We start from the raw sequence: 24,806 nt of genomic DNA on the forward strand, positions 1-24,806 counted from the left end.
CTGTCGCCTGAAAACGGCGCGGCCAAAAGCGTTTGCGGAAACGGTCATGCTCGACATCATGAAACTCAAATCCCGTACGCCCCGCACAATCTTGCTACACCGCCCTCGGCCTCGCCGCTAGGCGCCGCTCCGCCGCAGCGCGGGATTTCGCGCCCGCGTGACCTTACCATCACAGATGCCGCCCTTTCGCGAGCGGCCTAATATCGCGAGCCCTCGCGGCATTTTTTCGGCGCGCGGAGCTTGCGCCGCGTCCGCCATGCGCCTTTCCGGCGCGCGAGGCGATTAACAAATTTGCGATCATGACCTGACAGGGACGATGCTTTTTTGATAAGCACGTCATTCCGAAGGGTCGAGGCAGGCGCAAGCTTTGCCGGCAGAGCGCGCGACGCCGAAACGGGGAGCCGGTTTCGCGCGGCGGCCCTGACCGGGTCATCGTCTTATTCAGGTCGGGACAGCGGATCGAAGACGTCGGAAGGATCGCCGCCTGTCTCGAATGGAGTTCGTCCCGGTCCAGTCAGTTTTTGAGGATCACATGCCGCCATCGTTAAAAATTCAGTTCGCGCCCTTGGGAAAGCTGGCCTTGGCAGCGCCCGGGGCGAGCGCAGCCGCGGGCGATTCGGCCAAAGCGGCGCAAACGCTCGTGATCTTCGCCGGGCCCGATCTGAAGCTCGGAGCGGCGACGCTGAAGCTGATTGGCGCGGAGGCGGAGGCGCTGATCCGGCGCGGCGCCGCCACGGCCAAATTCAGGGGAAAAGTCTCATCGGCGCTGGATCTGATCGCGCCGGCGGGTCTTGCCGCCGACCGACTGCTGGTGATCGGCGCTCCGGGCGAGGAAACGGCCGAGCCGAAGACGCCCGAGGCGGGCAAGCCGGAGACGGTTGTTCCGATCAAACCGGCAGCCCCGCCGACCCTTGCCGACTACGCCAATCTCGGCGGCGTCGTCGGCGGCAAGCTTGGCCGCGGCGCTGCGGCGACGGTTGTGTTCGACCTGCCGCGCGCGCCCGAGAACGCGGCGGCGGCGGCGGCGGAATTCGCTCTCGGCCTGCAGCTGCGCGACTATCGCTTCGACCGCTACAAGACCAAGAAAAAGGACGACGCCGACGAGAATGGCGCGAGCGAGATTGTGATCGCCGTCGCCGATCCCGAGGCGGCGCGCGAAAAGGCCGCAGGCAGCGAAGCGGTCGCCGCGGGCGTCATCACCGCCCGTTCGCTGGTCAATGAGCCGGCCAATATTCTCTTTCCCGAAGAATTCGCCGCGCGCGCCAAGGAGCTCGAAAAACTCGGCGTCGAGGTCGAGATTCTCGATGAGACGGCCATGCAGGCGCTCGGCATGGGCGCCCTGCTTGGCGTCGGCCAGGGCTCGTCGAGGCAGAGCCGGGTCGTCGTCATGCGCTGGCGCGGCGCCGGCGAGGGCGGCGATTCGAAGCCGATAGCCTTCGTCGGCAAGGGCGTCACCTTCGACACCGGCGGCATTTCCATCAAGCCGGCCGCCGGCATGGAGGACATGAAGGGCGATATGGCCGGCGCCGCCTGCGTCGTCGGGCTGATCGAGGCCCTTGCCGCGCGCAAGGCCAAGGTCGACGTCATCGGCGCCATTGGCCTCGTCGAGAACATGCCGGGGCCGGATGCGCAGCGTCCCGGCGACATCGTCAAATCCATGTCGGGCCAGACCATCGAGATCATCAACACCGACGCCGAAGGGCGCCTCGTGCTCGGCGACGTGCTCTGGTATGTGCAGGACCGGTTCAAGCCGAAATTCATGATCGATCTTGCCACCTTGACCGGCGCCGTGCTTGTCGCGCTTGGGCAGGAGCACGCCGGGCTCTTCACCAATGATGACGATCTTGGCGAAAAGCTGCTCGCTGCGGGGAAGGCGACCGGCGAAAAACTCTGGCGCCTGCCGCTCGCCCCCGCCTATGACAAGATGATCGATTCAAAGTTCGCCGACATGAAGAACACCGGCGGGCGCCATGCCGGCTCGATCACGGCGGCGCAGTTCCTGCAGCGCTTCGTCAACGGCACGCCCTGGGCTCACCTCGATATCGCCGGCACGGGCATGAGTTCGCCGTCGAGCGACGTCAATCAGAGCTGGGGCTCGGGCTTTGGCGTGCGGCTGCTCGATCGTCTGGTGTCGGACAATTACGAGGGCTGAGCAGCCTTCCGGCGAGCGCGCATGGAGATCTGGTTCTATCATCTGCAGCGCCAGAGCCTTGATCAGGCGTTGCCGGTCCTTATCGAGAAATCACTCGAAAGGGGCTGGCGCGTCGTCGTTCAGGGTTCGAGCGAAGAGCGGCTCGCCGCGCTTGACCAGCACCTTTGGACCTATCGCGACGACAGTTTTCTGGCGCATGGCCGCGCCGTCGACGGCGACGGCGATCTACAGCCGGTCTATCTCGCAACCGGCGCCGAGAATCCCAATGGCGCGCGCCTGAGAATTTTCATCGAGGGCGCGCCGATCGCGGGTTCGCTCGCCAACGGCCCCTATGAGCGGGCGCTCGCCGCCTTCAATGGCAATGACGAGGACGAGCTTCTGGCCGCGCGGGCGCAGTGGAAACAGCTGAAAGACCAGGGCTTTGCCTTGAGCTACTGGCAGCAGAACGAGGCCGGGCGATGGGAGAAGAAGGCGTGAGGGCCGAGACGCCGCGCGACGCGGATTTTGCGGCGCGGCGGGCGCAGGCGCGGCTGGAGCTCGACGCGCTGGACCCCGCGAAGGGCGGCGCGCCGGACCCCGATCCGCTGCGGCGAAATTGGTTCGAGGCGGTCTATTCACTCGCGCAAAATGACCCGGCGCGGGTGCCCTGGGCCAATCTTGCCCCGCATCCGCTGGTCAAATCCTTCGTTGATTTTCAGCTCTCTGGCCTTGCCGGAACGCGCGTGCTCGACGTCGGCTGCGGGCTTGGCGACAACGCCGAATGGTTCGGCCAGGCTGGCGCTGATGTGACGGCGTTCGATCTCATTGAAGAGGCCGTGGCTTGGGCTCAGCGCCGGTTCCCGGGATCAAAAGTCGCTTATTGCGCCGCCGATCTGTTCAAGCCGCCGCAAGACTGGCGCAGCAAATTCGATTTTATCAATGAATGCTACACCTTGCAGGCGCTTGCCCCTTCGCTTCTCGGCGAAGCGCTTGCGGGCCTCGCCGCGCTGCTCGCGCCGGGCGGAAAGCTTCTTCTGATCGCAAGGGCCCGCGACGAGGACGCCGCCGCGGCGTCGGGACCGCCCTGGCCGCTGCCGGCATCGATTTTCGCGCAGGCCGCCGGCGCCGGGCTGGAGCCGCTCGTCATCGAGGACATTGCCGCGACCGCGGAGGTTCCCAGCCGGCACTGGCGCGCGCTGCTGCGGCGCTCCAACGGCGCCTAGTTTTTTGCGCGCGAGGCTTCAAAATCTGCTGCATGTGACCGACGCGGCCGCGGCGAAAGCCGGCTTCGTCGATGCGCGGGGACGCCGCGAATATATGCAGCTCGCCGGCGCCGCCTTTCTGATTTCCTTCATGTATTCGCACGCCGCGCTGCTCGCGGTGGTTTTCGCGCGCGAGGGGTTCGATCTTCATGCGATCGGCCTTTTGCTGTCGCTCTATGCCGCTCCCGTCATCCTGTTCACTTTTCTGTCGGGGGCGATCGCGGCGCGGATCGGCGTGCTCAACACGTGCCGGCTCGCAATTCTGCTGATGCTGATCGGCTTTTTCAGCCTGCGCTACACGGCTGGCGATTTCTGGCCGGCGATGGCCTCGCGCATGGCGCAGGGGATCGGACAGGGCCTGCTGCTCAGTTCCTTCGTCACTTATGGGCAGAGCCGTCTCAACGCCAGCCGGTTCGTCTATCTGATCGCCCTGTTTACCAGCATGTTCGCCGTGGCGCAGGCATTCGCGCCGCCGTTCGGGGCGATGATCCTCAACGCCTATGGCGCGCCGGCGATGTTTCTGGAAGGCTCGATTCCCGCCGTTCTTGCGCTCGTTCTGACCTTTGGGCTGCGGCCGATCCCGCGCCCCGCGCCCGGCCGCGGGCTCGACCTATCTGCGGCGTGGCGGCGCGAAAACATCGGCTCGCTCGCCGCCGTCTTCGTCAATGGGGCGATGTTCGGCTTTACCGCCGCCTATCTTGCCGCGCTGCTCGAGGCCGAGGCGCTGCCGATCGGCGCGTTCTTCCTCGCCTCGACGACGACCTTGTTCGCGAGCCGCTTTCTCGCCATGGGGATTTTCGAGACGATCGAGCGCCGCCTTCTGGTCGCGGGCGGATTTCTGTCGCAGGCTGCGAGCTTCGTGCTGATCGGGCTCGCCGGCCAATCCTGGCTGATCGTCGTCGCCGGAATTCTGTTCGGCGCCGGCTACAGCGTCGTCTATCCGGTGCTGTCGGCGGCGATCAGCAAGGACCTCGACCCCTCCGAGCGCGCCGGGCCACAGGCGCTTTTGAACACGGCGTTCAACATCGGGATCTTCCTGATGCCGTACCCGCAAGCGCTGATTATCGGCCATCTCGGCTTTCGGGCGGCGGCGCTGGTTCTGGCCGGGCTCGCGGGAGTCTCGGCTTTGGCGTTGATCGCGACGGCGCTATTGAACCATGCGCCTCGCTCATCCCGCCCCTAACAACCTTATCGCTTCGGCGCGCTCGAAAATATTCAACAGCAGCCGCAGCGCCTCGCCCTTTTCCCCTTCAAGCTTTGGGTTTTCCGCAACGATCCTTTGCGCCTCGCGCCGCGCCTCGACCAGCAAATCCGCATGCGCGGCCGGGTCAGCGAGGCGGAGCCCCGGCAGCCCGGATTGTTTCTGGCCCAGAACCTCGCCCTCGCCGCGCAGGCGCAGGTCTTCCTCGGCAATGCGAAACCCGTCCTCGCTCTCGCGCAAGATTTCGATACGCGCCCTGGCCGTCTCGCCGAGCGGGCCTTTGTAGAGCAGAATGCAGGCGGATTTCGCGGAGCCCCGGCCAACGCGGCCGCGCAGCTGATGCAATTGCGCAAGGCCGAAGCGCTCGGCGTGTTCGATGACGATGATGCTGGCCTGCGGCGCGTCGACGCCGACCTCGATCACTGTGGTGGCGACGAGGATTTTCGTCTTTCCAGCCAAAAATGCCTCCATTGCGGCGTCCTTGTCCTTGCCCTTCATCTTGCCGTGAATGAGGCCGACCGCGTCGCCGAAGAATTGGCGCAGATCCTCGAAACGCTCCTGCGCGGCCGCGACGTCGAGCGCCTCGCTCTCGTCCACAATCGGGCAGACCCAATAGGCCTGCGCGCCGGCCTTCAGCGCGCCGGACAGCCGTTCGATCAATTCGCCGATGCGCTCGACCGGCAGCGCGCGCGTCTCGATCTTCTGGCGTCCTGCGGGTTTTTCCCGGATCGTCGAAATCTCCATGTCGCCGAAATAGGTGAGCACCAGGCTGCGCGGGATCGGCGTCGCGGTCATGGCGAGAATATCGGTCCGCTCGCCCTTGTCGCCGAGCGCCAGCCGCTGGCGCACGCCGAAACGGTGCTGCTCGTCGACCACCGCCACCGCGAGATCGCGAAAATCGACGCCCTGCTGAAACAGCGCATGGGTTCCGATGAGAATATCGATCTCGCCGGCCGCCAGCGCGGCAAGCGTTTTTTCGCGCGAGACGCCCTTGTCGCGGCCGGTCAGCAGCGCAAGTTTTAGCCCGGCCGGCTCGGCGAAACGCTTGAGGCCGGCGAAATGCTGGCGCGCCAGAATTTCCGTTGGCGCCATCAGCGCCGCCTGGCGCCCGGCCTCGACGCAGCTCGCCATGGCGAGCAAAGCGACCAGCGTCTTGCCGGAGCCGACGTCGCCCTGCAGCAGGCGCAGCATGCGGCTTTCGCTGGCAAGGTCCGCGGCGATTTCGGTCAGCGCCTCCTCCTGTCCGCGCGTCAGGCTGAACGGCAGCGCGGCGCGGATTTTTCGCGCGATACGGCCGTCACCGACGCTGGCGCGGCCCGGCAGGCGGCGTTCGCGCGCCCGCATCAGGCCGAGCGCCAGCTGGCCGGCGAGCATTTCGTCGAAAGCGAGTTTTTTGCGGGCGAGCGCCTGGGGCAGAATATCTTCGGGCGTCTGCGGCCGATGCGCTGCGGCGAGCGCCTGCGCGAAACTGAGCGGCGCCTCGAGGCCGCTCCAGGCGGGCAGAGCGGGAAGCCGCGCCAGCGCGCCCTCCATCGCCCTGGACAGGAGGCGCTGGCTGAGGCCATCGGTCAGCGGATAGACCGGCTCGACGGCGGCCATTTTGGCGAGGCCCTCGGCGTCGAGCACCCGGTCGGGATGGACCATCTGGCGGTGGCCGTCCCAGAGTTCGAGTTTTCCCGACACCCAGCGTTTCGCGCCGACGGGCAGGCTTCTTTCGATCCACTTATGATTGGTCAGGAAGAACACGAGGAGAATATCGCCTGTCTCGTCCTCGACCAGTACGCGCGTCGGCCCCTTGCCGCGCGCCGGCCGGTGCTCAACCACTGTGACCTCGATCACGACGATGGCGTCGAGCGGCGCGTCGGCGATTTTGACCCGCGTGCGCCGGTCGACGACCCCGGCGGGCAGATGAAACAGAAGATCAAGCACACGCGCCTCACCCACGCCGAACAGCCGGTCAAGCAGCTTACCGGTTTTCGGGCCGACGCCCGGCAGACTCGCGGCCGAGGCGAAGAGGGGGTTCAAAATCGAGGGACGCATCAGAGCAACGGTTTAACGCGCTTCAGGCGGCGCGCAAATCAATCCGCTTCCTCTGCCTGCCTCCATGGCGTATGGGCGTCGGGACTTTTTCTCCATTCCCGTCGGACCCATGATACGCCTCGAAAAAATCAGCAAGCAGAACGGCAGGCAGCTCCTCTTCATCGAAGCGTCCGCTTCCCTCCAGCGCGGCGAGAAGATCGGCCTCGTCGGTCCGAACGGCGCGGGCAAGACGACGCTGTTTCGGATGATCACCGGGGAGGAACAGCCGGACGAAGGCCAGATCTCCACCGATCGCGGCGTCGCCATCGGCTATTTCAGCCAGGATGTGGGTGAAATGTCCGGCGGCAGCGTGGTCGGCGAGGTGATGAACGGCGCGGGCCCGGTGAGCGCCGTCGCCGCCGAGCTCAGGGAGCTCGAGGCAGGCCTTGGCGACCCGGAGCGGGCGGATGAGATGGAGGCGCTGATCGAGCGCTATGGCGAGGCGCAGGCGCGGTTCGAAGATCTCGACGGCTATGCCCTTGAGGGCCGGGCCCGGGAGGTTCTCGCCGGCCTCAGCTTCAGCGAGGAGATGATGGACGGCGATCTCGCGTCCCTTTCCGGCGGCTGGAGGATGCGGGTCGCGCTGGCCCGCATCCTCCTCATGGATCCGGACGTGATGCTGCTCGACGAGCCGAGCAACCATCTCGATCTTGAAAGCTTGATCTGGCTCGAATCCTTCCTGAAAACCTTTGAGGGAGCGCTTCTCATGACCTCGCACGACCGCGAATTCATGAATCGCATCGTCGGCAAAGTGGTGGAAATCGACGGCGGCGCGCTGACCGCCTATTCGGGCGACTATGCGTTCTACGAGCAGCAGCGCGCCTTGAACGAGACGCAGCAGCAGGCGCAGTTCGAGCGTCAGCAGGCCATGCTCGCCAAGGAGATCAAGTTCATCGAGCGTTTCAAGGCGCGCGCCTCGCACGCCGCTCAGGTGCAGAGCCGGGTGAAGAAACTCGACAAGATCGAGCGCGTGGAGCCGCCGCGCCGGCGCCGGAGCGTGGCGTTCGAGTTCCAGCCTGCGCCCCGGTCTGGCGAAGATGTCGTGAGCCTTGAAAAGGTGCACAAGCGCTACGGCGGCCGGAGCATCTACGAAGCGCTCGATTTTTCCGTACGGCGCAAGGAGCGCTGGTGTGTGATGGGCGTAAACGGCGCCGGCAAGTCAACGCTGTTGAAGCTGGTGACCAATGCGACACAGCCGGACGCGGGCAAGGTGACGCTGGGCGGGACCGTCAAGCTTGGCTATTTTGCGCAGCACGCCATGGATCTCCTCGACGGCGAGGCGACCATTTTCGAAAATCTTGAGGCCGCGTTCCCGCGCGCCGGACAGGGCTCGCTGCGCGCGCTCGCGGGCTGCTTCGGTTTTTCCGGCGATGACGTCGAGAAGCGCTGCCGCGTGCTCTCGGGCGGGGAGAAGGCGCGGCTCGTCATGGCCAAGATGTTGTTCGATCCGCCGAATTTCCTGGTTCTCGACGAGCCGACGAACCATCTCGATATCGACACGAAGGCCATGCTGATCGCCGCGCTGTCGCAATTTGAGGGCGCCATGCTTTTTGTCTCGCATGATCGGCATTTCCTCGCCGCCCTGTCCAATCGCGTGTTGGAGCTGACGCCCGACGGCGTCGAGCAATATGGCGGCGGCTATACGGAATATGTCGCGCGAACCGGACAGGAAGCCCCCGGCTTGCGGAGCTAAACTCTCGTCCGGAAGCCCGCTTTGCCTCATGGGTCGAGGCGGCGGCGTCAAGCGCGCAAAAAAACCTGACAGGCCGGACGGCAGAGCTTCTATGCGCGCCGAGCGCAGGCCTTGGTCGTTGGAGTGCGCGCGAGACCGCTTCCTATCCCGCCCGCGCCGCCTCGATCTTGGCGATGTCGATTCGTCCCATGGTCATCATGGCCTCCATCGCCCGCTTTGCGGCGGCGCGATCGGCGTCGCCCAGCGCGGCGATCAGGACTCGCGGCACGATCTGCCAGGAAAATCCCCAACGGTCCTTGCACCAGCCGCATTGGCTTTCACGACCGCCGTTTTCGACAATCGCATTCCAATAACGGTCGGTTTCCGCCTGGTCGTCGGTCATCACCTGAAAGCTCACCGCCTCGTTTGGCGAAAAACCCGGACCGCCATTCAGCCCGACAAAGGCCTGGCCGAGCACGGTGAACTCAACAGTCAACTCATCGCCCACTTTACCGCCAGGATAGTCGGACGCGGCTTTATGCGCTGGCCCGACATGGCTGTCGGGAAAGGTGGCGGCGTAAAAGTCCGCGGCCTTCTGCGCCTCGCCATGGTCGAACCACAGGCAGGTGACAATCTTGCTCATCGTCGCTCTCCCTACAGATTGCGGTTGTACAGGTAGTTCAATCGCTCAGCGATGCGCCAAGCCTGTCGAGCAGAAACGCGGTTCCATGCTCGCGGGATCCTGCGTCGTCATAGCCGTCGAGAAAGGCGCCTTGTTCGGTGACCTTGAGTCGCGTCCCTTTGTCTACGCTCTCGAGCTGCATGGTCGCCAGCGAGACAGAGATCTTCTTGTCGTCCAGAGACATGACATAGCTATAGACCAGCCGCCGATGAAGGACGACGTCGTGATAGATGGCGTCGAAAGTGGAGACCACGCCGCTCTTCCAGCGCCCCTTCGCCAGCTCCCGTCCGCCTTCCCGCACATCCATGTAGCGTTCGATCAAATCCAATTCATCGGGTGGACCGCCGAACCATTTCTGCTTGGCGGCCTCGTCGGTCAACGCTCTCCACACCCGTTCCACCGGCGCATCATAGCGACGCTCGAGATGGAAACTGGCGTGCACGACCGAACGCGTCTGCACGCCGGCCGCGCCCGACATGCGCAGCACTTCCTGTTCCAGCTTGTCGAGCGTCGTGCGCCAGCCCTCTGACGCGCCGGCGACCATGGGCGCGGCCATCGAAGGATCAATGAAGGTGTAGGTCTGCGCCACATCCATCCGCGTCTCGCCTTGACCGTCGGCGAATGTGACCTCGGTGTAGGCGCGAAACAGCGGACGCCCCTGTAGATCTGTGGCGTGCATGTCGATCACGAGGCGGCTGTGCGGAGTCACTTCTACGAAGACGCCGCGGCTCCAATGCCGCTCCCCGGTCGGCGAAAGCATACAGACCTCGAACGCGCCGCCGACGCGCATCTCCACCTTTGCCTCTGCGACGCTGTAGGTTTCCGGGCTGAACCAGTTCTTCACATGCTCGGCCGTGCTCCACGCCTTGAACACGGTCTCGCGGCGGGCATGGAAGGCGCGCGATACAAGGAGCGGCGGCAGTTGCCGCTGGGTTGCGGCGTTGTCCGCATCAGTCGACTCGGCCATTGTCATCTTCTCCATTTTCCATGGTTTTCAGATATTCGCCGAGGCGGTCGAGACGGCATTCCCACTCCTGCCGTCGGGCATTGATCCATTGTTCGGCGAGGCTTAGCGCGCCGGGCTCGATCGAGCATGTCCGCACCCGGCCGAACTTCTCCGACCGCACCAGACCTGCGGCCTCCAGCACGCCGATATGCTGCATGACGGACGGAAGCGACATCGGCAGAGGGCGCGCCAGTTCGCTGACGGGGGCCGGGCCGCGGCTTAGCCTTTCGAACATGGCGCGGCGGGCGGGGTCGGCAAGGGCATGGAACAGGCGGTCGAGATCCGGCGTTTGGTTAAGCATATGCCTAACTATCAGAGCGGAAACAGTTAGGCAATCCCCTTAGTGAGTTTTCGGCAGGACCAACCGCCGCGCAAAAAACCTGACAGCCGGCCCCTCAATGTCTATATGGCGGACAGGGACGCGCCTCTCGGGCGCGGCCTTCGCATCGCTATGGAGGTTTTTTCATGGCCGCCCCTGAAGCGGAGACAATCAGCCTTGAGGCGCGACGCCGGCGCATAAAGTTCCGCGCCTGGCATCGCGGCATGCTGGAGACCGATCTGCTGCTTGGCCGTTTCGCCAACGCCGAGGTGGACCGGTTGGGCGAGGCCGAATGCGATGTGTTCGACGCGCTGCTTGAGGCGCTCGACCGCGACGTGTTCGCCTGGGCGACCGGGGAAACGCCGACGCCGCCCGAGTTCGACACGCCGCTGTTTGCCCGCATTATCGCGTTTCATGGCGGCTTCTTCCCGGCGCGAACCTGACACCCTCCGCCAAGCGACGCGGAAAATCCTGAATCGATCATCTCTGTGACTGACCTCAAACGCGCCATCGCCGAGCTTGCAAAAGGCGGCTCGCTGACCCTTTCCTCCCTCGCCGACGGGTTCGACGCCTTCCGCGTCGCTGACTTGACGCGTGCGCTGGCGCGGGAATCGGAGGAGCGCGCTTTGGCGCTGGTGCATGTGGCGCGCGACAGCCAGCGCGCGGCCTCCTTCGCGGAAGCCTTCGCCTTCGCCGCGCCCGATATCGAGATCCTCGATTTTCCCGGCTGGGACTGCCAGCCCTATGACCGCGTCTCGCCGAACGCCTCGGTCACGGCGCGCCGCATGATCGTTTTGTCGCGGCTCGCCCGCTCGCGGTCCAGCGCCGAGCGCCCGCGCATTCTCTCGACCACGATCAAGGCTCTGATCCAGCGCGTGCCGCCGGTCAAACAGATGGCGGCCGACACTTTTTCGGCCGCGCCTGGCAATGTCGTCGATCTGGCGGAGCTGACCCTCTGGCTCGAAACCAACGGTTTCATACGCGCGTCCACGGTGCGGGAAGCCGGCGAATATGCCGTGCGCGGCGGCATCATCGATCTTTACGCGCCGGGCATGGCGCAGCCGGTCCGGCTCGATTTCTTCGGCGACGCGCTGGAGTCGATCCGGGCCTTCGATCCCGAATCGCAGCGCACGCTGTTTCCGCTGCGCGGCCTCGACCTCGTGCCGATGAGCGAGGTGCAGCTGACGAGCGAGGCGATGCGGCGCTTCCGTCAGGCCTATGTCGCGCGGTTTGGCGCGCAGACGCGCGGCGACGCCCTCTATGAGGCGATCAGCGAGGGGCGCCGGCCGGCTGGGCACGAACATTGGCTGCCGCTGTTTTACGACGGCCTCGATACGCTGATGGATTACGCCGGCCGCGCGCCCCTGGTGCTCGATTCGCTGGCCGATGAGGCCGCGCGCGAGCGCATCGCCCTCATCGAGGATTATTACGACGCGCGCAAAACCGCCTATGACGCCGACCCGGCGCAGGCCGGCTACAAGCCGCTGAAGCCCGAGCTGCTTTATTTTTCGCGCGAGGAATGGGCGCAGCGGCTGGCCCTCGCCCGGGTGATCCGAACGACCCCCTTCGCCGAGCCGGAAGGAAGCCGCGGCCTTGTGGTCGATTGCGGCTCGAAGCCGGGCCGCAGTTTTGCCCCCGAGCGCGCCGACGAGGGCGCCAACGTCTTTCAGGCGGCGGTCGATCACGTCAAGGCGCTGCAGGCCGGCGGCGCGCGGGTGATCGTCGCCGCCTGGTCCGACGGCTCGCGCGAGCGGCTCGCCCATGTGCTCGCCGACCATGGGCTCAGCGGGGCGGCCACTGTCTCCTCGCTGGCGCAGGCGCGCGACCTGCCGCAAACCGCCGCCGCGCTGGCGGTGATCGGGCTTGAGGCTGGCTTTGAGGCCAGGACAGGCGGCGAAAATCTCGCCATCGTCGGCGAGCAGGACATTCTGGGCGACCGCCTCGTGCGCGCCCGCAAGAAATCGCGCAAGGCCAAGGATTTCCTGAGTGAAGTCGGCGCGCTCGCCGCCGGCGACATCGTCGTTCATGTCGATCACGGCATCGGGCGCTTCGTCGGGCTGCAGTCGATCGACGCCGGGGGCGCCCCGCACGACTGTCTGGAGCTGCATTACGCCGAAGGGGCGAAGCTGTTCCTGCCGGTCGAAAACCTCGAACTTTTGTCGCGCTATGGCTCGGAGGACACCGAGGTCCAGCTCGACCGCCTCGGCGGCGGCGGCTGGCAGAAGCGCAAGGCGAAGATGCGCAAGCGCATCCTCGAAATGGCCGCGGGCCTCATCAAGATCGCCGCAGCGCGTTTCACCAAAGAGGCCGCCAAGCTCGCGCCGCCGGAAAATCTCTATGACGAATTCTGCGCCGGCTTTCCCTATGACGAGACGGAAGATCAGCTGACGACGATCGACGCCGTCCTCCAAGACATGGCGTCGGGCCGGCCGATGGACCGGCTGGTCTGCGGCGACGTCGGCTTCGGCAAGACGGAAGTCGCGCTGCGCGCCGCCTTCGCCGCGGCGATCGAGGGCAAGCAGGTCGCCGTGATCGTGCCGACGACGCTGCTGGCGCGCCAGCATTACAGGAATTTCGCGACCCGGTTCGCGCATCTGCCGGTCAAGGTGGCGCAGATGTCGCGCATGGTCACCGCCGCCGACCTCAAGTCGGCCAAGGCGGGAGCGGCCTCGGGCGATATCGACATCATCGTCGGCACCCATGCCGCGCTCGGCAAGGGCGTCGCCTACAAGGATCTTGGCCTCGTCATCATCGACGAGGAGCAGCATTTCGGCGTCAAGCACAAGGAGCGCCTGAAAGAGCTGCGCGCCGAAGTCCATGTGCTGACGCTGTCGGCGACGCCAATTCCGCGCACCTTGCAGCTCGCCTTGACGGGCGTGCGCGAACTTTCGATCATCGCGACGCCGCCGGTCGACCGGCTCGCCGTGCGCACCTTCATCACGCCGTTCGATACGCTGCTCGTGCGCGAAGCCTTGCTGCGCGAGCGCTATCGCGGCGGCCAGAGCTTTTATGTCTGTCCGCGCATCGAGGACATCGAGGATGCCGCAAGCTTCTTGCGCCAGCATGTGCCGGAAGTGAAATTCGTCATCGCCCACGGCCAGATGCCGGCGACAGAGCTCGAAGACAAGATGTCGGCCTTCTATGACGGCCAGTTCGACGTGCTGCTGTCGACCGCGATTGTCGAATCGGGCCTCGATATTCCGACCGCCAATACGCTGATCGTGCATCGCGCCGATATGTTCGGCCTAGCCCAGCTCTATCAGCTGCGCGGCCGGGTCGGACGCTCGAAGGTGCGCGCCTATGCGCTGTTCACCGTCCCGGCCGAGCGGGCGATGACGCCGCAGGCGGAAAAGCGGCTGAAGGTGCTGGCGAGCCTCGATACGCTCGGCGCCGGCTTCGAGCTTGCGAGCCATGATCTCGACATTCGCGGCGCCGGCAATCTGCTCGGCGACGATCAGTCCGGCCATATCAGGGAAGTCGGCTACGAACTTTACCAGCAAATGCTGCAGGAGGCGGTGGAGGCGCTGAAGGCGGGCGTCGAGGAGCCGGCGGAAGAGGCCTGGTCGCCGGCGATCACGCTCGGGGCGCCGGTGACGATCCCCGAAGATTACGTCGCCGATCTGCAATTGCGGCTGCAGCTCTACCGCCGCCTCGCGGGCCTTGAGACCGACGAGGAAATCGAGAGTTTCGCCGCCGAGATGATCGACCGCTTCGGGCCGCTGCCCGCGGAGGTTGCGCAATTGATGAAGCTCGTCTCGATCAAGGCGCTCTGCCGCAAGGCCCATGTCGAGAAAGTGGAGGCGGGGCCGAAGGGGGTGATCGTCTCCTTCCGCGATAATTCCTTCGCCGATCCGCAGGGGCTCGTGCGCTATGTGTCGGAACAGGGCCCTTACGCCAAGGTCAGGCCGGACATGAAAATCGTTTTCTCGCGCGAATTCGAGCGGATCGAGGATAGGCTCGAAGGAACGCGCAAAATCATGCGCGCGCTCGCCGCCATCGCGGCGAAGAAGGCGGCGTAAGGTGAAGGCGTCTGTCGCGACGACAACCGACATCGCTGGCTGGCTGGACGACAATGAGCCGGCCGACGAGCAGGATCGGCAGGATTTTTTGCGCGCCGTGGAGACCTTGTCCGAAGTCGGCAATTATGCGGCGGCGCTGCGGGGCGCGGCGCTCGCGGTCAGCGGCTGGAGCGGGCAGACGCTTCTGCTCAGCGGCGCCAAGGCCAAAACCGCGCTCTTGCGGCAGGTTGAGACGCTCGACTTCGCCGATTTCGAGCCTGAGGCGTTCCGCGACGTCGGCGCGGCAAAGGACGAGCCGACAAAGTGATATTCGCGGAGCATGGGTTCAAACTCCGGGCGACTTTTCGGGGAGCTTCGCCCGGTCGCGCGGGCGCCTCTAAACATTGCCGCTGCAACGGTCTATATAAGGGTTGGCCGACGCCAAAACGCGCCCAGTCAAACCGGAGAGATGCATGGCCCATCCGAAATTTGCGGTTCTGTCGCTGACTGAAGCCGCCGCCGCCAGAGCGCGCGACCTCATTGCGGGGGCCGGCAAGCCGGTCGCCGGGATCAAGGTCGGCATCAAGAATGGCGGTTGCGCCGGCATGACCTATACGCTTGATCTGGCGGATGAAAAGCTGCCGGGGGACGAAATTGTCGAGGATCAGGGCGTCAATATTCTAATCGCGCCGAAAGATCTCATGTTTCTACTCGGAACCCAGCTCGACTTCGAGACGGACAAATTCGCCGCGAGCTTTACCTTCAAGAACCCCAATCAGACCTCAGCCTGCGGCTGCGGCGAATCGGTTTCGATCACGCCCGCGCAGGGGTAATTGTTGCTTCGAGCGGAGGCGCCACGTGCCTCCTCTTAGTCTTGCCGATCGGCGCGCTCGCACGGCGTCGAAGGGGTGTCTCAGCGCAGGTTGAGGCAAAGCCTCACGCGTCGACCGCTACGCCATATTCCGAAATTGCGGCTCTGAGCGCGGCATCGTCGGTAAAGGTCACCGTCCTTATGCCGAGAGATTCGGCCGCGGCGGTATTTTCGGCCCGGTCATCGATAAAAATGCACTCTTCCGGCTTGCGGCCCTCCAGCTCCAGCACCTTGCGGAACGCTTCGGCATAGGGTTTGACGAGGCCAAGCTCGTAGGACACATAGGCGGCGTGTGCGCGCGCGAAGACCGGATATTTTTCCTTGATATGGTCGATATGCGCGGCGTTGGTGTTTGAGAAAATGACCACGCGATAGCGCTCCGCGAGGGCGCAAAGCAGCGCCTCCATGCCGGGCTCGGCGCTGAAATGGCTGCTCCATAAATCCAGAAAATGCGGATAGGCCTGCGCGAAGCCGTGCTCGGCGACGAGTTTTGCGTGCAGCGCCTCGACGCTGAGCTTGCCCGTGCCGATCGCCTCATCGTCGAGCGCCCGCGTGATATGCGGCCGCGCCGCGACGGGATCGACGCAGCAGGCGGCGAGACGCTCGAACAAAAGTTCATTGTCGTGGCGGATCAGAACGCCGCCAAGGTCGAAGATGATCGTCGGAACGGATGGCTGCATGGAAAGAAGCCTAGCCGCAAGACGTGCGGATTTGAAGACAGCCGCCTTGCCTCGAGGCCGCTGCAATAAAGATTTTCCTCATCCTCAGGCGGACGGCAGGGGCCGCAACGAGAGCCTTTTCATAAAAAGGGCGTCTTAGACGCCTCACGGGGCAATCAAAGACGCTCTCAGGGTTCGGGCAGACTGCGCGTCCGCCCGAAAAGGGCAGGGACGAAGACAGCCTCTTACGCCTGCTGGATGCCCGAAAGCTTCCAGTCCGGCGCGCCGCCGCCCCGGCGTCGCGTAAACGTCCAGATCTCGGTCGCCTGCTGCGGCGTCGATGGGTCGCCGGCGACGAGCCTTCCGGTGGCGCGGTCGAGCGTCTGGTCGATCATCGAGAACCGTATCGCGACGCTGGCGTAGTCGCCGCTCGCCTCGCTCCAGGCCTCGGCCAGATCGCCCTGCAAAAATTCGACCCTGGAGAGCTTGTTGACGACGCCCTTGCGGGCGTTTTCGCCAAGCTCTTCGGCGAAATAGGAGGCCATTTCGGGCGTCGATTGCGCGCGCAGCGCGTTCATGTCCTCGTCGCCATAGGCTTTCTGCACGTCGAACAGCCGCTGTTCGAAGGCGCTGAAATCGGCCGGCAGGATCTGAAGCGGCGATTGGCCGCCGCCCGGCGCAGCGCCGGCGGTCGGCCCGGAGCCATAGCCCTGCTGCGGGCCGCCGAAGCCCTGATTATCGCGGTTGGAGCCGAACGGCCCCGCGCCCACGTTTGACGCGCCGCCATAACCCGCGCCCTGCATCGCCGGGCGGCGGTTGCGAAAATAATTCATCGCGAAGCGGACCACGAAGAACAGCAGCGCCAACTGGAGCAGCAGCCCGATAAACGACATCCCGCCGCCAAGGCCGCCGCCAAAGCCGTGCCCGAACAGCATGCCGATCAGGCCGGCTCCGAGCAGGCCGCCGAGGAGACCGCCGCCAAATCCGGAAAAAAGACCGCCGCGCGAGGCGCCGGCGGCGCCGCTGTTTGGCCGGAACATGCCCTGATTGGGGGTCATCGAGCGCTCGAACGGGGAGGCCCCGCGCGGCGCGGTCGAGGTCGAAGGGGGCGCGCTGAAGGTCCGCGAGCCACGGCTCCCGAATGAGCCGCCGCTGCCGGCGCGCGCGAAGGCGTCGGCGGAAAATCCCGCTGCGAGCATCAGCGCTAGAATCATAATGAACGTTTTGTGGCGGATCGCCATTGCATCAGTCCTGGTGGCGGGCGGCATGGGCCGCCGTCGCGCGAAATATAGGAAGCGGTTGCGACAAAAAGAAGAGGCGATGCGTCTTGATGCAGTCTCAACCGGGCGCGAGTCTGGATTTCCATCGTCGCAGCGCGTCCCGGCGCCGATTTCCGCCTCCGGCGCTTCCGGCTCAGGGACGGCTGTGTTAGAACGCCGCGTTTTCGCGGCTATGCCGCTGGCCGCAGAACGGAGAAACCTGGCGTGAACGATATGAGCAAGCGGCGTCAAAGCTTCGAATACGAAGATCTGATCGCCTGCGCGCGAGGCGAACTGTTTGGTCCCGGCAATCCGCAATTGCCGCTGCCGCCCATGCTGATGTTTGACCGCATCGCCGAATTGTCGGAGACGGGCGGCCCCAATGGCAAGGGGTTTATCCGCGCCGAATACGAGATCAAGCCCGATCTCTGGTTTTTCGGCTGTCATTTCAAGGGCGATCCGGTGATGCCGGGCTGCCTCGGGCTTGACGCGCTGTGGCAGCTGCTCGGCTTCTATCTTGGCTGGCTTGACCTTTCCGGCCGCGGTCGGGCGCTCGGCGTCGGCGAAGTCAAATTCGCCGATCAGGTGTTGCCGACGGTCAAGCGGGTCGTCTATGGCGTCGACCTCAAGCGCGTGTTCAAGACCAAACTGAACCTTGGCATTGCGGATGGGTGGCTGGAAGCCGACGGCGTGCGCATATATGAAGCTAAGGATCTGAAGGTCGGCTTGTTCACGGCGCCGGCCGCGGGGTAAGGGCCGCAGTTAGGGCGAGGTGAGCCACGCCATTATCGAGGTTCTTTGCCGAAGAATCTGAGTTCCGGCTCACGATTCGATTTGGAAACGGCAGGATTTGAGCGCTGCGCCCGGGGCGGACCACGCGTCAGGGACAGCCAGGAGTAACGCTATGAGACGCGTCGTCGTCACCGGGATGGGCATTGTCTCATCGATCGGCAACAATACGCAGGAAGTGCTCGCCTCTCTGCGCGAGGGAAGATCCGGCATCGTCCGCGCCGAAAAATATGCCGAGCTCGGCTTCCGAAGCCAGGTCCACGGCATGCCGACGCTTGAGCCCGAGGGGATGATCGATCGCCGGGCAATGCGCTTTCTCGCCCGCGGCGGCGCCTGGAATCATGTCGCCATGGACCAGGCGATCCTTGATTCGGGGCTTGGCGAGGACGATGTCTCGAACGAGCGGACCGGCATCATCATGGGCTCGGGCGGCGCCTCGCTAAAAACCATTGTGGAAGGCGCCGATATCGCCCGCACCAAGGGACCGAAGAAGATTGGACCCTTCGCCGTGCCGAAGGCGATGTCGTCAACCGCCTCCGCGACCCTTGCAACGTGGTTCAAGATCAGGGGCGTCAATTATTCCATCTCGTCGGCCTGCGCGACCTCCAATCATTGCATCGGCAACGCCTATGAAATGATTCAATATGGCAAGCAGGACGTGATGTTCGCCGGCGGCTGCGAGGAGCTTGACTGGACGCTCTCCGTCTTCTTCGACGCCATGGGGGCGATGTCCTCCGCCTACAACGACCGTCCGAAGGCGGCCTCGCGGGCGTTCGACAAGAACCGCGACGGCTTCGTCATCGCCGGCGGCGCCGGGGTTCTGGTGCTTGAGGAATATGAGCGCGCCAAGGCGCGTGGCGCGAAAATTTACGGCGAAATCGTCGGCTATGGCCTGAGCTCGGACGGCTACGATATGGTGGCGCCCTCCGGGGAGGGCGCTGTCCGCTGCATGAAGATGGCGTTGCAGGACGTCAAAATTCCGATTGACTATATCAATCCGCATGCGACCTCGACCGGCGTTGGCGACGTCAAGGAGATCGAGGCCTTGCGCGCGGTGTTCGGCTCGGGCGACAAATCGCCGCCGATTGCCGGCACCAAGTCCCTGACGGGCCATTCGCTCGGCGCGACCGGCGTGCAGGAGGCGATCTATTCGCTCTTGATGATGCAAAGCGGCTTCATCTGCGCCAGCGCCAATATCGACGAGCTCGATCCGGTCTTCGCCGACATGGACATCGTCCTCGAGCGCCGCGACAACGTCTCGCTGCGCGCCGTGCTTTCAAACTCCTTCGGCTTTGGCGGCACCAACGCCAGCATCGTTTTCAAGCATGTCGACGCCTGAAGCGGGGCCGGAACGAAAGTCGTTTGAAGGCTCGCTGATGGCGGGCAAGCGCGGCCTCGTCATGGGCGTCGCCAATGACCATTCGATCGCCTATGGCGCCGCCCGCGCCCTCGCCGCGCAAGGGGCGCAGCTTGCCTTCACCTATCAGGGCGAAGCGCTCGGAAAACGCGTCAAACCGCTGGCGGCGGGGCTTGGCTCCAGCCTCGTGCTGCCCTGCGACGTCGAGGACCTCGCCTCGCTCGATGCGGTTTTCGCCGCCGTGAAGGAGCTTTGGGGCGGACTTGATTTCCTCATCCATTGCATCGCTTTCTCGGACAAGGGGGAGCTGAAGGGGCGCTATGCCGACACCAGCCGCGCCAATTTCCAGCGCACCATGCTGGTTTCGGCCTTCTCCTTCACGGAGGCGGCGGCGCGCGCCGCGCCGCTGATGAACGCTGGCGGCGCGATGCTCACACTGACATTCGGCGGCTCCGCGCGGGTCATGCCCAACTACAATGTGATGGGGGTGGCCAAGGCCGCGCTTGAGGCGAGCGTGCGCTATCTCGCCGCCGATTTCGGGCCACAAGGCGTGCGGGTCAACGCCATTTCGGCCGGGCCGGTGCGAACGCTGGCGGGGGCGGGCATCGCCGACGCGCGCTTCATGTTCAATTTCCAGAAGGCGCATGCGCCGCTGCGCCGGACCGTCGACATCGACGACGTCGGCGGCGCGGCGCTTTATCTGCTGTCGGATCTGTCGAGCGGCGTCACCGGCGAGATCCATTACGTCGACGCCGGCTACAACATCATTTCGATGCCGCATCCCGACGATATGAGAGGAACCGAATAGCGGGCGCGCGCCGCCGCGGGGCGCGCCTGCCGAGGGCGCTTTGCAAGTCCGCCGCGGGCGCTTGTAAGGGGGCAAGCGCCATGCTATTGCGCCCATGGCCACGCTAAGGGCGACCTGCTGTAAAGCGCAGTCCTCGCCAAGCATCACGCGGCGTCCTGCGGACGCCAGCGCCGACCCACGGAGAGGTGGCAGAGTGGTCGAATGCACCGCACTCGAAATGCGGCATAGGCGCAAGCCTATCGGGGGTTCAAATCCCTCCCTCTCCGCCAGCTACCTGTTTTTGACCGTCCCCCGTTGTCCGAAACTCCATAACATCAATGAGTTGACGGATATGCCGTTTTATCACGTTTCTCATTATTTGCCTCAAGCACCGTCAGCGACTAGGATAGGCGACTAGGACAGAGAGGTACGGCGGACAAAAACCGGTGGTTAATAAGGTCAACAGGTTATCCGCGCGCACCGTCGCGACCCTAACCAAACCCGGCCGTCATGCCGATGGCGGAAATCTCTATCTAAGAATCGAACGCAGCGGCTCGAAACGTTGGACTTTCATGTGTGTCCAGGGCGGCCGGCAAAGGGAAGCCGGGCTCGGCTCGGTCGCCAGCATGCCGCTCGCAAAGGCGCGGGTTAAAGCCGGAGAGTTGCGCCAAATGCTCGCCGACGGGATTGATCCGCTCGCGGCCAAGCAGGCCGAGCGGGAGGCCCGACAAGCAATCGTCGAAGCGGAACAAGCTCGGCGCACATTCGGCCATGTCGCTGACAGCCTCCTGGCTGCCAAAGAGGCCGGCTGCCGCAACGCCAAACATCGCGCGCAATGGCGCATGACCCTCGAAACCTATGCGGCCTCCCTTTGGAATATGCCCGTCGAGGAGGTCGATACGCAGGCCGTTCTCGCCGCCCTGCAACCCGTATGGCAAGCAAAGCCTGAAACCGCATCGCGGCTGCGCGGCCGTATCGAGGCCGTGCTCGACGCCGCGCGCGTGGCGGGCCATTCCGGAGCCGATCGGCCGAACCCGGCCCGATGGAAAGGCCACCTCGACAAGCTGCTCCCCGCCCCCAAGAAGCTTTACCGCGGCCATCACGCCGCAATGCCTTACGGTGAGCTGCCCGCGTTCGTTGCGCGCCTTCGAAAGCGCCCCGCTGTCGCTGCACTGGCGCTCGAATTTTTGATCCTGACGGCCGCGCGCTCAAGCGAGGTTCTCAGCGCGGCGTGGAGCGAGGTCGACCTTGCAGCGAAGATTTGGACGATCCCGGCGCGGCGCATGAAAGGCGGCCGGGAGCATCGCGTGCCGCTTTCTAGCAGGGCGTTGGAGATCCTCGAAAACCTTGCCAAGACAAAAGCTGGCGACTTCATTTTTCCCGGCCAAGATTTCAGGCGTTCGTTATCAAGCCATGTACTCGTCATGTTGTTGCGCCGCATGAAGGCCGATCATGTGACCGCCCATGGTTTTCGAAGCAGCTTTCGAGACTGGAGCGGTGATTTGTCCAGCTATCCCCGCGAGATCGCCGAGGCTGCGCTCGCGCATGTGGTCGGCGACGCAACCGAGCTCGCATATCGTCGCGGCGATGCGCTTGAGAGGCGGCGCCCCCTTATGGAGGATTGGGCCGCTTTTTTGCGCGTCCCCAATTGTCGGCCATAACTATCTGTCATTGACAGACGGCCAAAAGCCGGCGTATTCTCTGTCATCGACAGAGGATATTTCATGGCCCCGATCTTGGAAGACGTAGCCGCCGCCGCTGGGTGCGACTACGATTTCGTCAACAACCTAATCCGCCGCAATCATCTGACCACCGAACTTCCGGCGGCCCGTCCTGGAGTTGCGAGAAATTTCACGCGAGAGAATGCGCTGGAGATAGCCTTCCTTCGCGCGCTGGTTGACATTGGGCATTTGCCCTCTGTTGCGTCAGCAATTGCAGAACAATGGATCAGAGCAGAGTCCGCCGGCACGCTGCCTCCGTGGTACATCGAAAACCGGGCTACAGGCGAAAGCGCCACTCCGTCGACATCGATAGCGATCAAGGGCGCTATCGAGACTTTCGCCTTGCTTTTGCCCGACGAAGCGGGCGTGGGCGAGCTCATATCCGAGAAGGCAGAACTAACAGAGTTTGAAATAGCGCCCGACACAAAGCCGGCGACGCGGCTGGCCGTTATTTGGCTGGTAGAGATCGTTCGTCGGGTGGACGTGCTTTACCGCGCGGCGGACCGGCCGCGATCGGCGACCCAAAAGTAGATCAGAAACGGCGCATTTGCACCGCTCATATCGAGTGTTCGTATTGCGATCTTGACTAAAGCGGAGCTTTCGAGATCGCACAATTTTCGCAGCCGGCGGGGTGCTGAGCGAAGCAAGGAGCTACAAAATGCGTGGGAAGTCCATCCGGGCCGGGATTTCCTCGGACCGACGACAGGAAAAATGCGTCGATCCTCAATTGCTCCCTTTGCAAAAAGCGCCCGAGCTTACGGCTCGCTTCTCCACAAGCAGCCCGGAAGATTATGGTCTCAAAAATCCGACATACAGCGTTGTCGAAACGCTCAAGCTTTTGTCGATCGGCCGGAACACGCTCTACCGGCTCATCGCCGCCGGCGAATTATTCCCGATATACATCGGCAAAAGAACGCTCTTTAGCGCGATCGAGATCACCCGCTTTTTGAACTCGCTTCAAGGGAAGGTCGGGTAGTTGCCAAACAAATCGACGCTCCCCTGCGCGCCCACCAGCCTGGCGCAAGAGCCGCCGTCAGATCGGGGTTTAGGAAAAGCGCAGACCATCCTGGCGCGCGCGGAGCTCGATCGGTTGACGCGTGAGCCGTGATGGCGCGCCTCCACTCGACGGCGACGAATTCGTCGCAGGCGCGGAGTTGCTCGCTTCTCCCCGCGGCCCGCGGGAAGACCCCAAGTCAATCTCAGAAACCGGTTCCGACGCGGGACGCACGGAACCAGAAATCGGCGCAATGCCAGGCGACGGGCTTATCATCGCGGCCGTGGAAAATGCCGAAATTATCGTGGGTAGCCGCAATCTGAGCGTCGGCGTAGCGGCGATCATGGAGACACTGCGAACCGCCGAGGTGCTTGCATTCCCGGAGGGCGGCGGCTCAGTGCGGAAAAGCAGTGTAGGCAACCTGCCTCCTCACGAGCCGCCCCGCGAACCGACAGACGGAGGTAATGGCGGCCACGGCCGTGGAGCGGACGCCGAGGGCATCGATCTTCGTCTCGCGCACTTTCCGTTGACCGATCTTGGCAACGCCGAACGATTTGCGGCGCGACACAAAGACGAATTGCGATATTGCCCGGACATTGGCTGGCTTTATTGGAACGGCAAGCGATGGGCGCGCGACGGCGCCGAAGAGGTTGTGAAACGCGCCGAACATGTGACGGTGCGCGCGATCCAGGACGAGGCTGTAGCCTTGCGTCAATCGGGCCATGACGTCGTCTTTATCGACGCGAAGGGTAAAGAAACCCTGTTGTCGGACAAGATCGCAGTTTGGGGGCGGACCTCGGAAGGCGCTAACCGGATGGCTTCGATTTCAAAGCGCGCCGATTCCATGCTCTCGATTCAGGTTGGTGACCTTGACGCGGACAAGATGAAAATCAGCGTCGCCAACGGAACACTTCATATCGCCAAGTGCGACGATGGACCTTACGTCGTTCTCAAGCCGCATGATCCGGCAGACTACATTACCAAGATTTCGCCCGTGGCATATGACGCGGATGCCGTCTGCCCTCGTTACGATCGGTTTCTTGACGAGGTGCAGCCGCCAGATGCGGCGGGCGGCCGCGACGTGCAGATTTTTCTCAATCAATGGGCTGGTCTTTCCCTCACCGGCGATACCACCGAACAGAAAATCACCTTCCATTACGGCAAAGGTCGCAACGGCAAATCGGTTTGGGTCAAAACGATTTCTTTCGTCGCCGGCGATTACGCCGACTCTATTCCGATAGAGAGCTTTCTCGATAGCGGCCGTGCGCGCGCTGGCGGACAGGCGACGCCGGATCTTGCCGGCTTGCCTGGGGTCAGGATGTTGACGACGTCGGAGCCGAAAAAAGGCGCGACCTTGGACGAAGGCCTGATCAAGCTTTTTTCCGGCGGCGACGTGATCAAGGCGCGTCATCTCAACAAGGGGTTTTTTGCCTTCACGCCGCAAGCAAAATTGACGATGCAAGGCAATTATCGCCCGCGCATCACGGGCGCCGACGAAGGCATTTGGAACCGCCTCGTGCTCGTGCCGTGGGGCGTCTATTTTCCCGCCGACAAACGCGATCCGAGGCTAGAAGAGAAGCTGCGCGGCGAAGCGTCCGGAGTTCTCAACCGGCTGCTCGACGGCCTCTGCGCATGGCTCGATGGCGGGTTGCGTATCCCGAGTAGCGTTGCGGCGGCGACGGCGGATTATCGATCCGATAGCGATCCCCTCGGCCGATTTCTTGAGGCTTGCACGCGGCAGGCAATCGGCAAACGCGTCCAGGCGACAGACATGCACGCGCTGTTCGCCGCCTGGGCGAAGTCCAACGGCGAGGCTGTATGGTCGGCTAAGGGTCTTGGCGCGGCTCTGAAAGAGCGCGGACTTGCCGCAAAGAAGTCGGTGAACGTTTATTGGCTCGATATCGAGCTTACCAAAGGCGTTACCGACTTTGTCGATCAATCGGGCCACGCGTGGAGCGGCGAGGAGCTGGAGCGCGAAGGGCAGCGTTTTGACGGCTAGCGCCGCTCTATCCTCCCGTC

At 64.0% G+C, this 24,806-nt stretch carries 22 protein-coding genes and 1 tRNA gene; 17 read left to right on the forward strand and 6 right to left on the reverse strand.

The features are described 5' to 3' along the window. Positions 1 to 532: 532 nt before the first annotated feature. From CR492_RS18470 to CR492_RS18485, 4 genes are read left to right on the forward strand one after another with little or no spacing between them, the layout of a single operon-like run. Entirely contained in the window at positions 533 to 2,152 is a 1,620-nt protein-coding gene (locus CR492_RS18470) for a leucyl aminopeptidase (RefSeq protein WP_102845219.1), read from the forward strand. Between the two features lie 21 nt (positions 2,153 to 2,173). After that, positions 2,174 to 2,629, forward strand: coding sequence for a DNA polymerase III subunit chi (locus CR492_RS18475; RefSeq protein WP_102845200.1), 456 nt, complete (start codon positions 2,174 to 2,176; stop codon positions 2,627 to 2,629). Further along, positions 2,611 to 3,354: a class I SAM-dependent methyltransferase gene (locus tag CR492_RS18480; protein WP_180982615.1), complete on the forward strand. Its 744-nt coding sequence runs from the start codon at positions 2,611 to 2,613 to the stop codon at positions 3,352 to 3,354. Before CR492_RS18475 ends, CR492_RS18480 begins: the two co-directional genes overlap by 19 nt. Before the next feature lie 4 nt (positions 3,355 to 3,358). Continuing rightward, positions 3,359 to 4,576: an MFS transporter gene (locus CR492_RS18485; RefSeq protein WP_102845201.1), complete on the forward strand. Its 1,218-nt coding sequence runs from the start codon at positions 3,359 to 3,361 to the stop codon at positions 4,574 to 4,576. On the opposite strand, the gene recG is transcribed toward CR492_RS18485, so the two are convergent. Continuing rightward, a complete protein-coding gene (gene recG / locus CR492_RS18490; protein WP_102845202.1) occupies positions 4,562 to 6,634 on the reverse strand; it encodes an ATP-dependent DNA helicase RecG in 2,073 nt (690 codons plus the stop codon). The two genes, CR492_RS18485 and recG, sit on opposite strands and share 15 nt — an antisense overlap. A gap of 109 nt (positions 6,635 to 6,743) precedes the next feature. Between recG and CR492_RS18495 the strand changes: the two genes are divergently transcribed. Beyond that, on the forward strand, positions 6,744 to 8,366 hold the full coding sequence (locus CR492_RS18495) for an ABC-F family ATP-binding cassette domain-containing protein (RefSeq protein WP_102845221.1): 1,623 nt from the start codon (positions 6,744 to 6,746) through the stop codon (positions 8,364 to 8,366). Positions 8,367 to 8,508: 142 nt separating this feature from the next. Here CR492_RS18495 and CR492_RS18500 read toward each other — a convergent pair whose 3' ends face one another. Genes CR492_RS18500 through CR492_RS18510 form a run of 3 tightly spaced genes read right to left on the reverse strand, consistent with a single transcriptional unit; the run spans position 8,509 to position 10,334 of the window. Continuing rightward, entirely contained in the window at positions 8,509 to 8,988 is a 480-nt protein-coding gene (locus CR492_RS18500; protein ID WP_102845203.1) for a VOC family protein, read from the reverse strand. A 37-nt stretch (positions 8,989 to 9,025) separates the two neighbouring features. Continuing rightward, a complete protein-coding gene (locus CR492_RS18505) occupies positions 9,026 to 9,994 on the reverse strand; it encodes an SRPBCC family protein (RefSeq protein WP_102845204.1) in 969 nt (322 codons plus the stop codon). Continuing rightward, positions 9,978 to 10,334, reverse strand: a complete 357-nt coding sequence (locus CR492_RS18510) for an ArsR/SmtB family transcription factor (protein WP_102845205.1) — start codon at positions 10,332 to 10,334, stop codon at positions 9,978 to 9,980. Before CR492_RS18510 ends, CR492_RS18505 begins: the two co-directional genes overlap by 17 nt. A 164-nt stretch (positions 10,335 to 10,498) precedes the next feature. Here CR492_RS18510 and CR492_RS18515 point away from each other — a divergent pair, with 164 nt between their 5' ends. The 4 genes from CR492_RS18515 (at position 10,499) to CR492_RS18530 (ending at position 15,183) form a co-directional block, all read left to right on the forward strand. After that, positions 10,499 to 10,795 (forward strand): succinate dehydrogenase assembly factor 2, encoded by a 297-nt coding sequence (locus tag CR492_RS18515; RefSeq protein WP_102845206.1) that lies wholly within the window; start codon positions 10,499 to 10,501, stop codon positions 10,793 to 10,795. A gap of 45 nt (positions 10,796 to 10,840) precedes the next feature. Next, on the forward strand, positions 10,841 to 14,371 hold the full coding sequence (gene mfd / locus CR492_RS18520) for a transcription-repair coupling factor (RefSeq protein WP_102845207.1): 3,531 nt from the start codon (positions 10,841 to 10,843) through the stop codon (positions 14,369 to 14,371). Between the two features lies 1 nt (position 14,372). After that, complete coding sequence (locus CR492_RS18525) at positions 14,373 to 14,678, forward strand: hypothetical protein (RefSeq protein ID WP_102845208.1); 306 nt, start codon at positions 14,373 to 14,375, stop codon at positions 14,676 to 14,678. A 145-nt stretch (positions 14,679 to 14,823) separates the two neighbouring features. Next, positions 14,824 to 15,183: a HesB/IscA family protein gene (locus CR492_RS18530; RefSeq protein ID WP_102845222.1), complete on the forward strand. Its 360-nt coding sequence runs from the start codon at positions 14,824 to 14,826 to the stop codon at positions 15,181 to 15,183. Between the two features lie 103 nt (positions 15,184 to 15,286). Here the strand turns inward: CR492_RS18530 and CR492_RS18535 are convergent, their stop codons facing one another. Beyond that, entirely contained in the window at positions 15,287 to 15,901 is a 615-nt protein-coding gene (locus CR492_RS18535) for an HAD family hydrolase (protein WP_102845209.1), read from the reverse strand. Positions 15,902 to 16,125: 224 nt separating this feature from the next. After that, the gene (locus tag CR492_RS18540) at positions 16,126 to 17,121 is read right to left on the reverse strand and encodes a Tim44 domain-containing protein (protein ID WP_102845210.1); all 996 of its coding nucleotides are present in this window, start codon (positions 17,119 to 17,121) and stop codon (positions 16,126 to 16,128) included. A gap of 252 nt (positions 17,122 to 17,373) precedes the next feature. Here CR492_RS18540 and fabA point away from each other — a divergent pair, with 252 nt between their 5' ends. The 8 genes from fabA (at position 17,374) to CR492_RS18580 (ending at position 24,786) form a co-directional block, all read left to right on the forward strand. Beyond that, positions 17,374 to 17,892, forward strand: a complete 519-nt coding sequence (gene fabA, locus CR492_RS18545) for a bifunctional 3-hydroxydecanoyl-ACP dehydratase/trans-2-decenoyl-ACP isomerase (RefSeq protein WP_102845211.1) — start codon at positions 17,374 to 17,376, stop codon at positions 17,890 to 17,892. Between the two features lie 151 nt (positions 17,893 to 18,043). Further along, positions 18,044 to 19,267: a beta-ketoacyl-ACP synthase I gene (fabB, locus tag CR492_RS18550; protein WP_102845212.1), complete on the forward strand. Its 1,224-nt coding sequence runs from the start codon at positions 18,044 to 18,046 to the stop codon at positions 19,265 to 19,267. 37 nt (positions 19,268 to 19,304) lie between these two features. Further along, positions 19,305 to 20,093 carry an enoyl-ACP reductase FabI gene (fabI, locus tag CR492_RS18555; RefSeq protein WP_180982616.1) on the forward strand — a complete coding sequence of 263 codons (789 nt, stop codon included), beginning with the start codon at positions 19,305 to 19,307 and terminating at the stop codon, positions 20,091 to 20,093. Between the two features lie 179 nt (positions 20,094 to 20,272). Then, positions 20,273 to 20,362: transfer RNA gene (locus CR492_RS18560), tRNA-Ser, on the forward strand. Positions 20,363 to 20,518: 156 nt separating this feature from the next. After that, positions 20,519 to 21,733: a tyrosine-type recombinase/integrase gene (locus CR492_RS18565; RefSeq protein WP_102845214.1), complete on the forward strand. Its 1,215-nt coding sequence runs from the start codon at positions 20,519 to 20,521 to the stop codon at positions 21,731 to 21,733. Between the two features lie 63 nt (positions 21,734 to 21,796). Further along, positions 21,797 to 22,324 (forward strand): hypothetical protein, encoded by a 528-nt coding sequence (locus CR492_RS18570; RefSeq protein WP_102845215.1) that lies wholly within the window; start codon positions 21,797 to 21,799, stop codon positions 22,322 to 22,324. Between the two features lie 100 nt (positions 22,325 to 22,424). Next, a complete protein-coding gene (locus CR492_RS18575; RefSeq protein WP_102845216.1) occupies positions 22,425 to 22,769 on the forward strand; it encodes a helix-turn-helix domain-containing protein in 345 nt (114 codons plus the stop codon). 361 nt (positions 22,770 to 23,130) lie between these two features. Next, positions 23,131 to 24,786: a DNA primase family protein gene (locus tag CR492_RS18580; protein ID WP_180982617.1), complete on the forward strand. Its 1,656-nt coding sequence runs from the start codon at positions 23,131 to 23,133 to the stop codon at positions 24,784 to 24,786. Positions 24,787 to 24,806 lie beyond the last annotated feature (20 nt).

The organism is Methylocella silvestris (assembly GCF_002891535.1).
In the GTDB taxonomy this organism is placed as follows: domain Bacteria; phylum Pseudomonadota; class Alphaproteobacteria; order Rhizobiales; family Beijerinckiaceae; genus Methylocapsa; species Methylocapsa silvestris_A.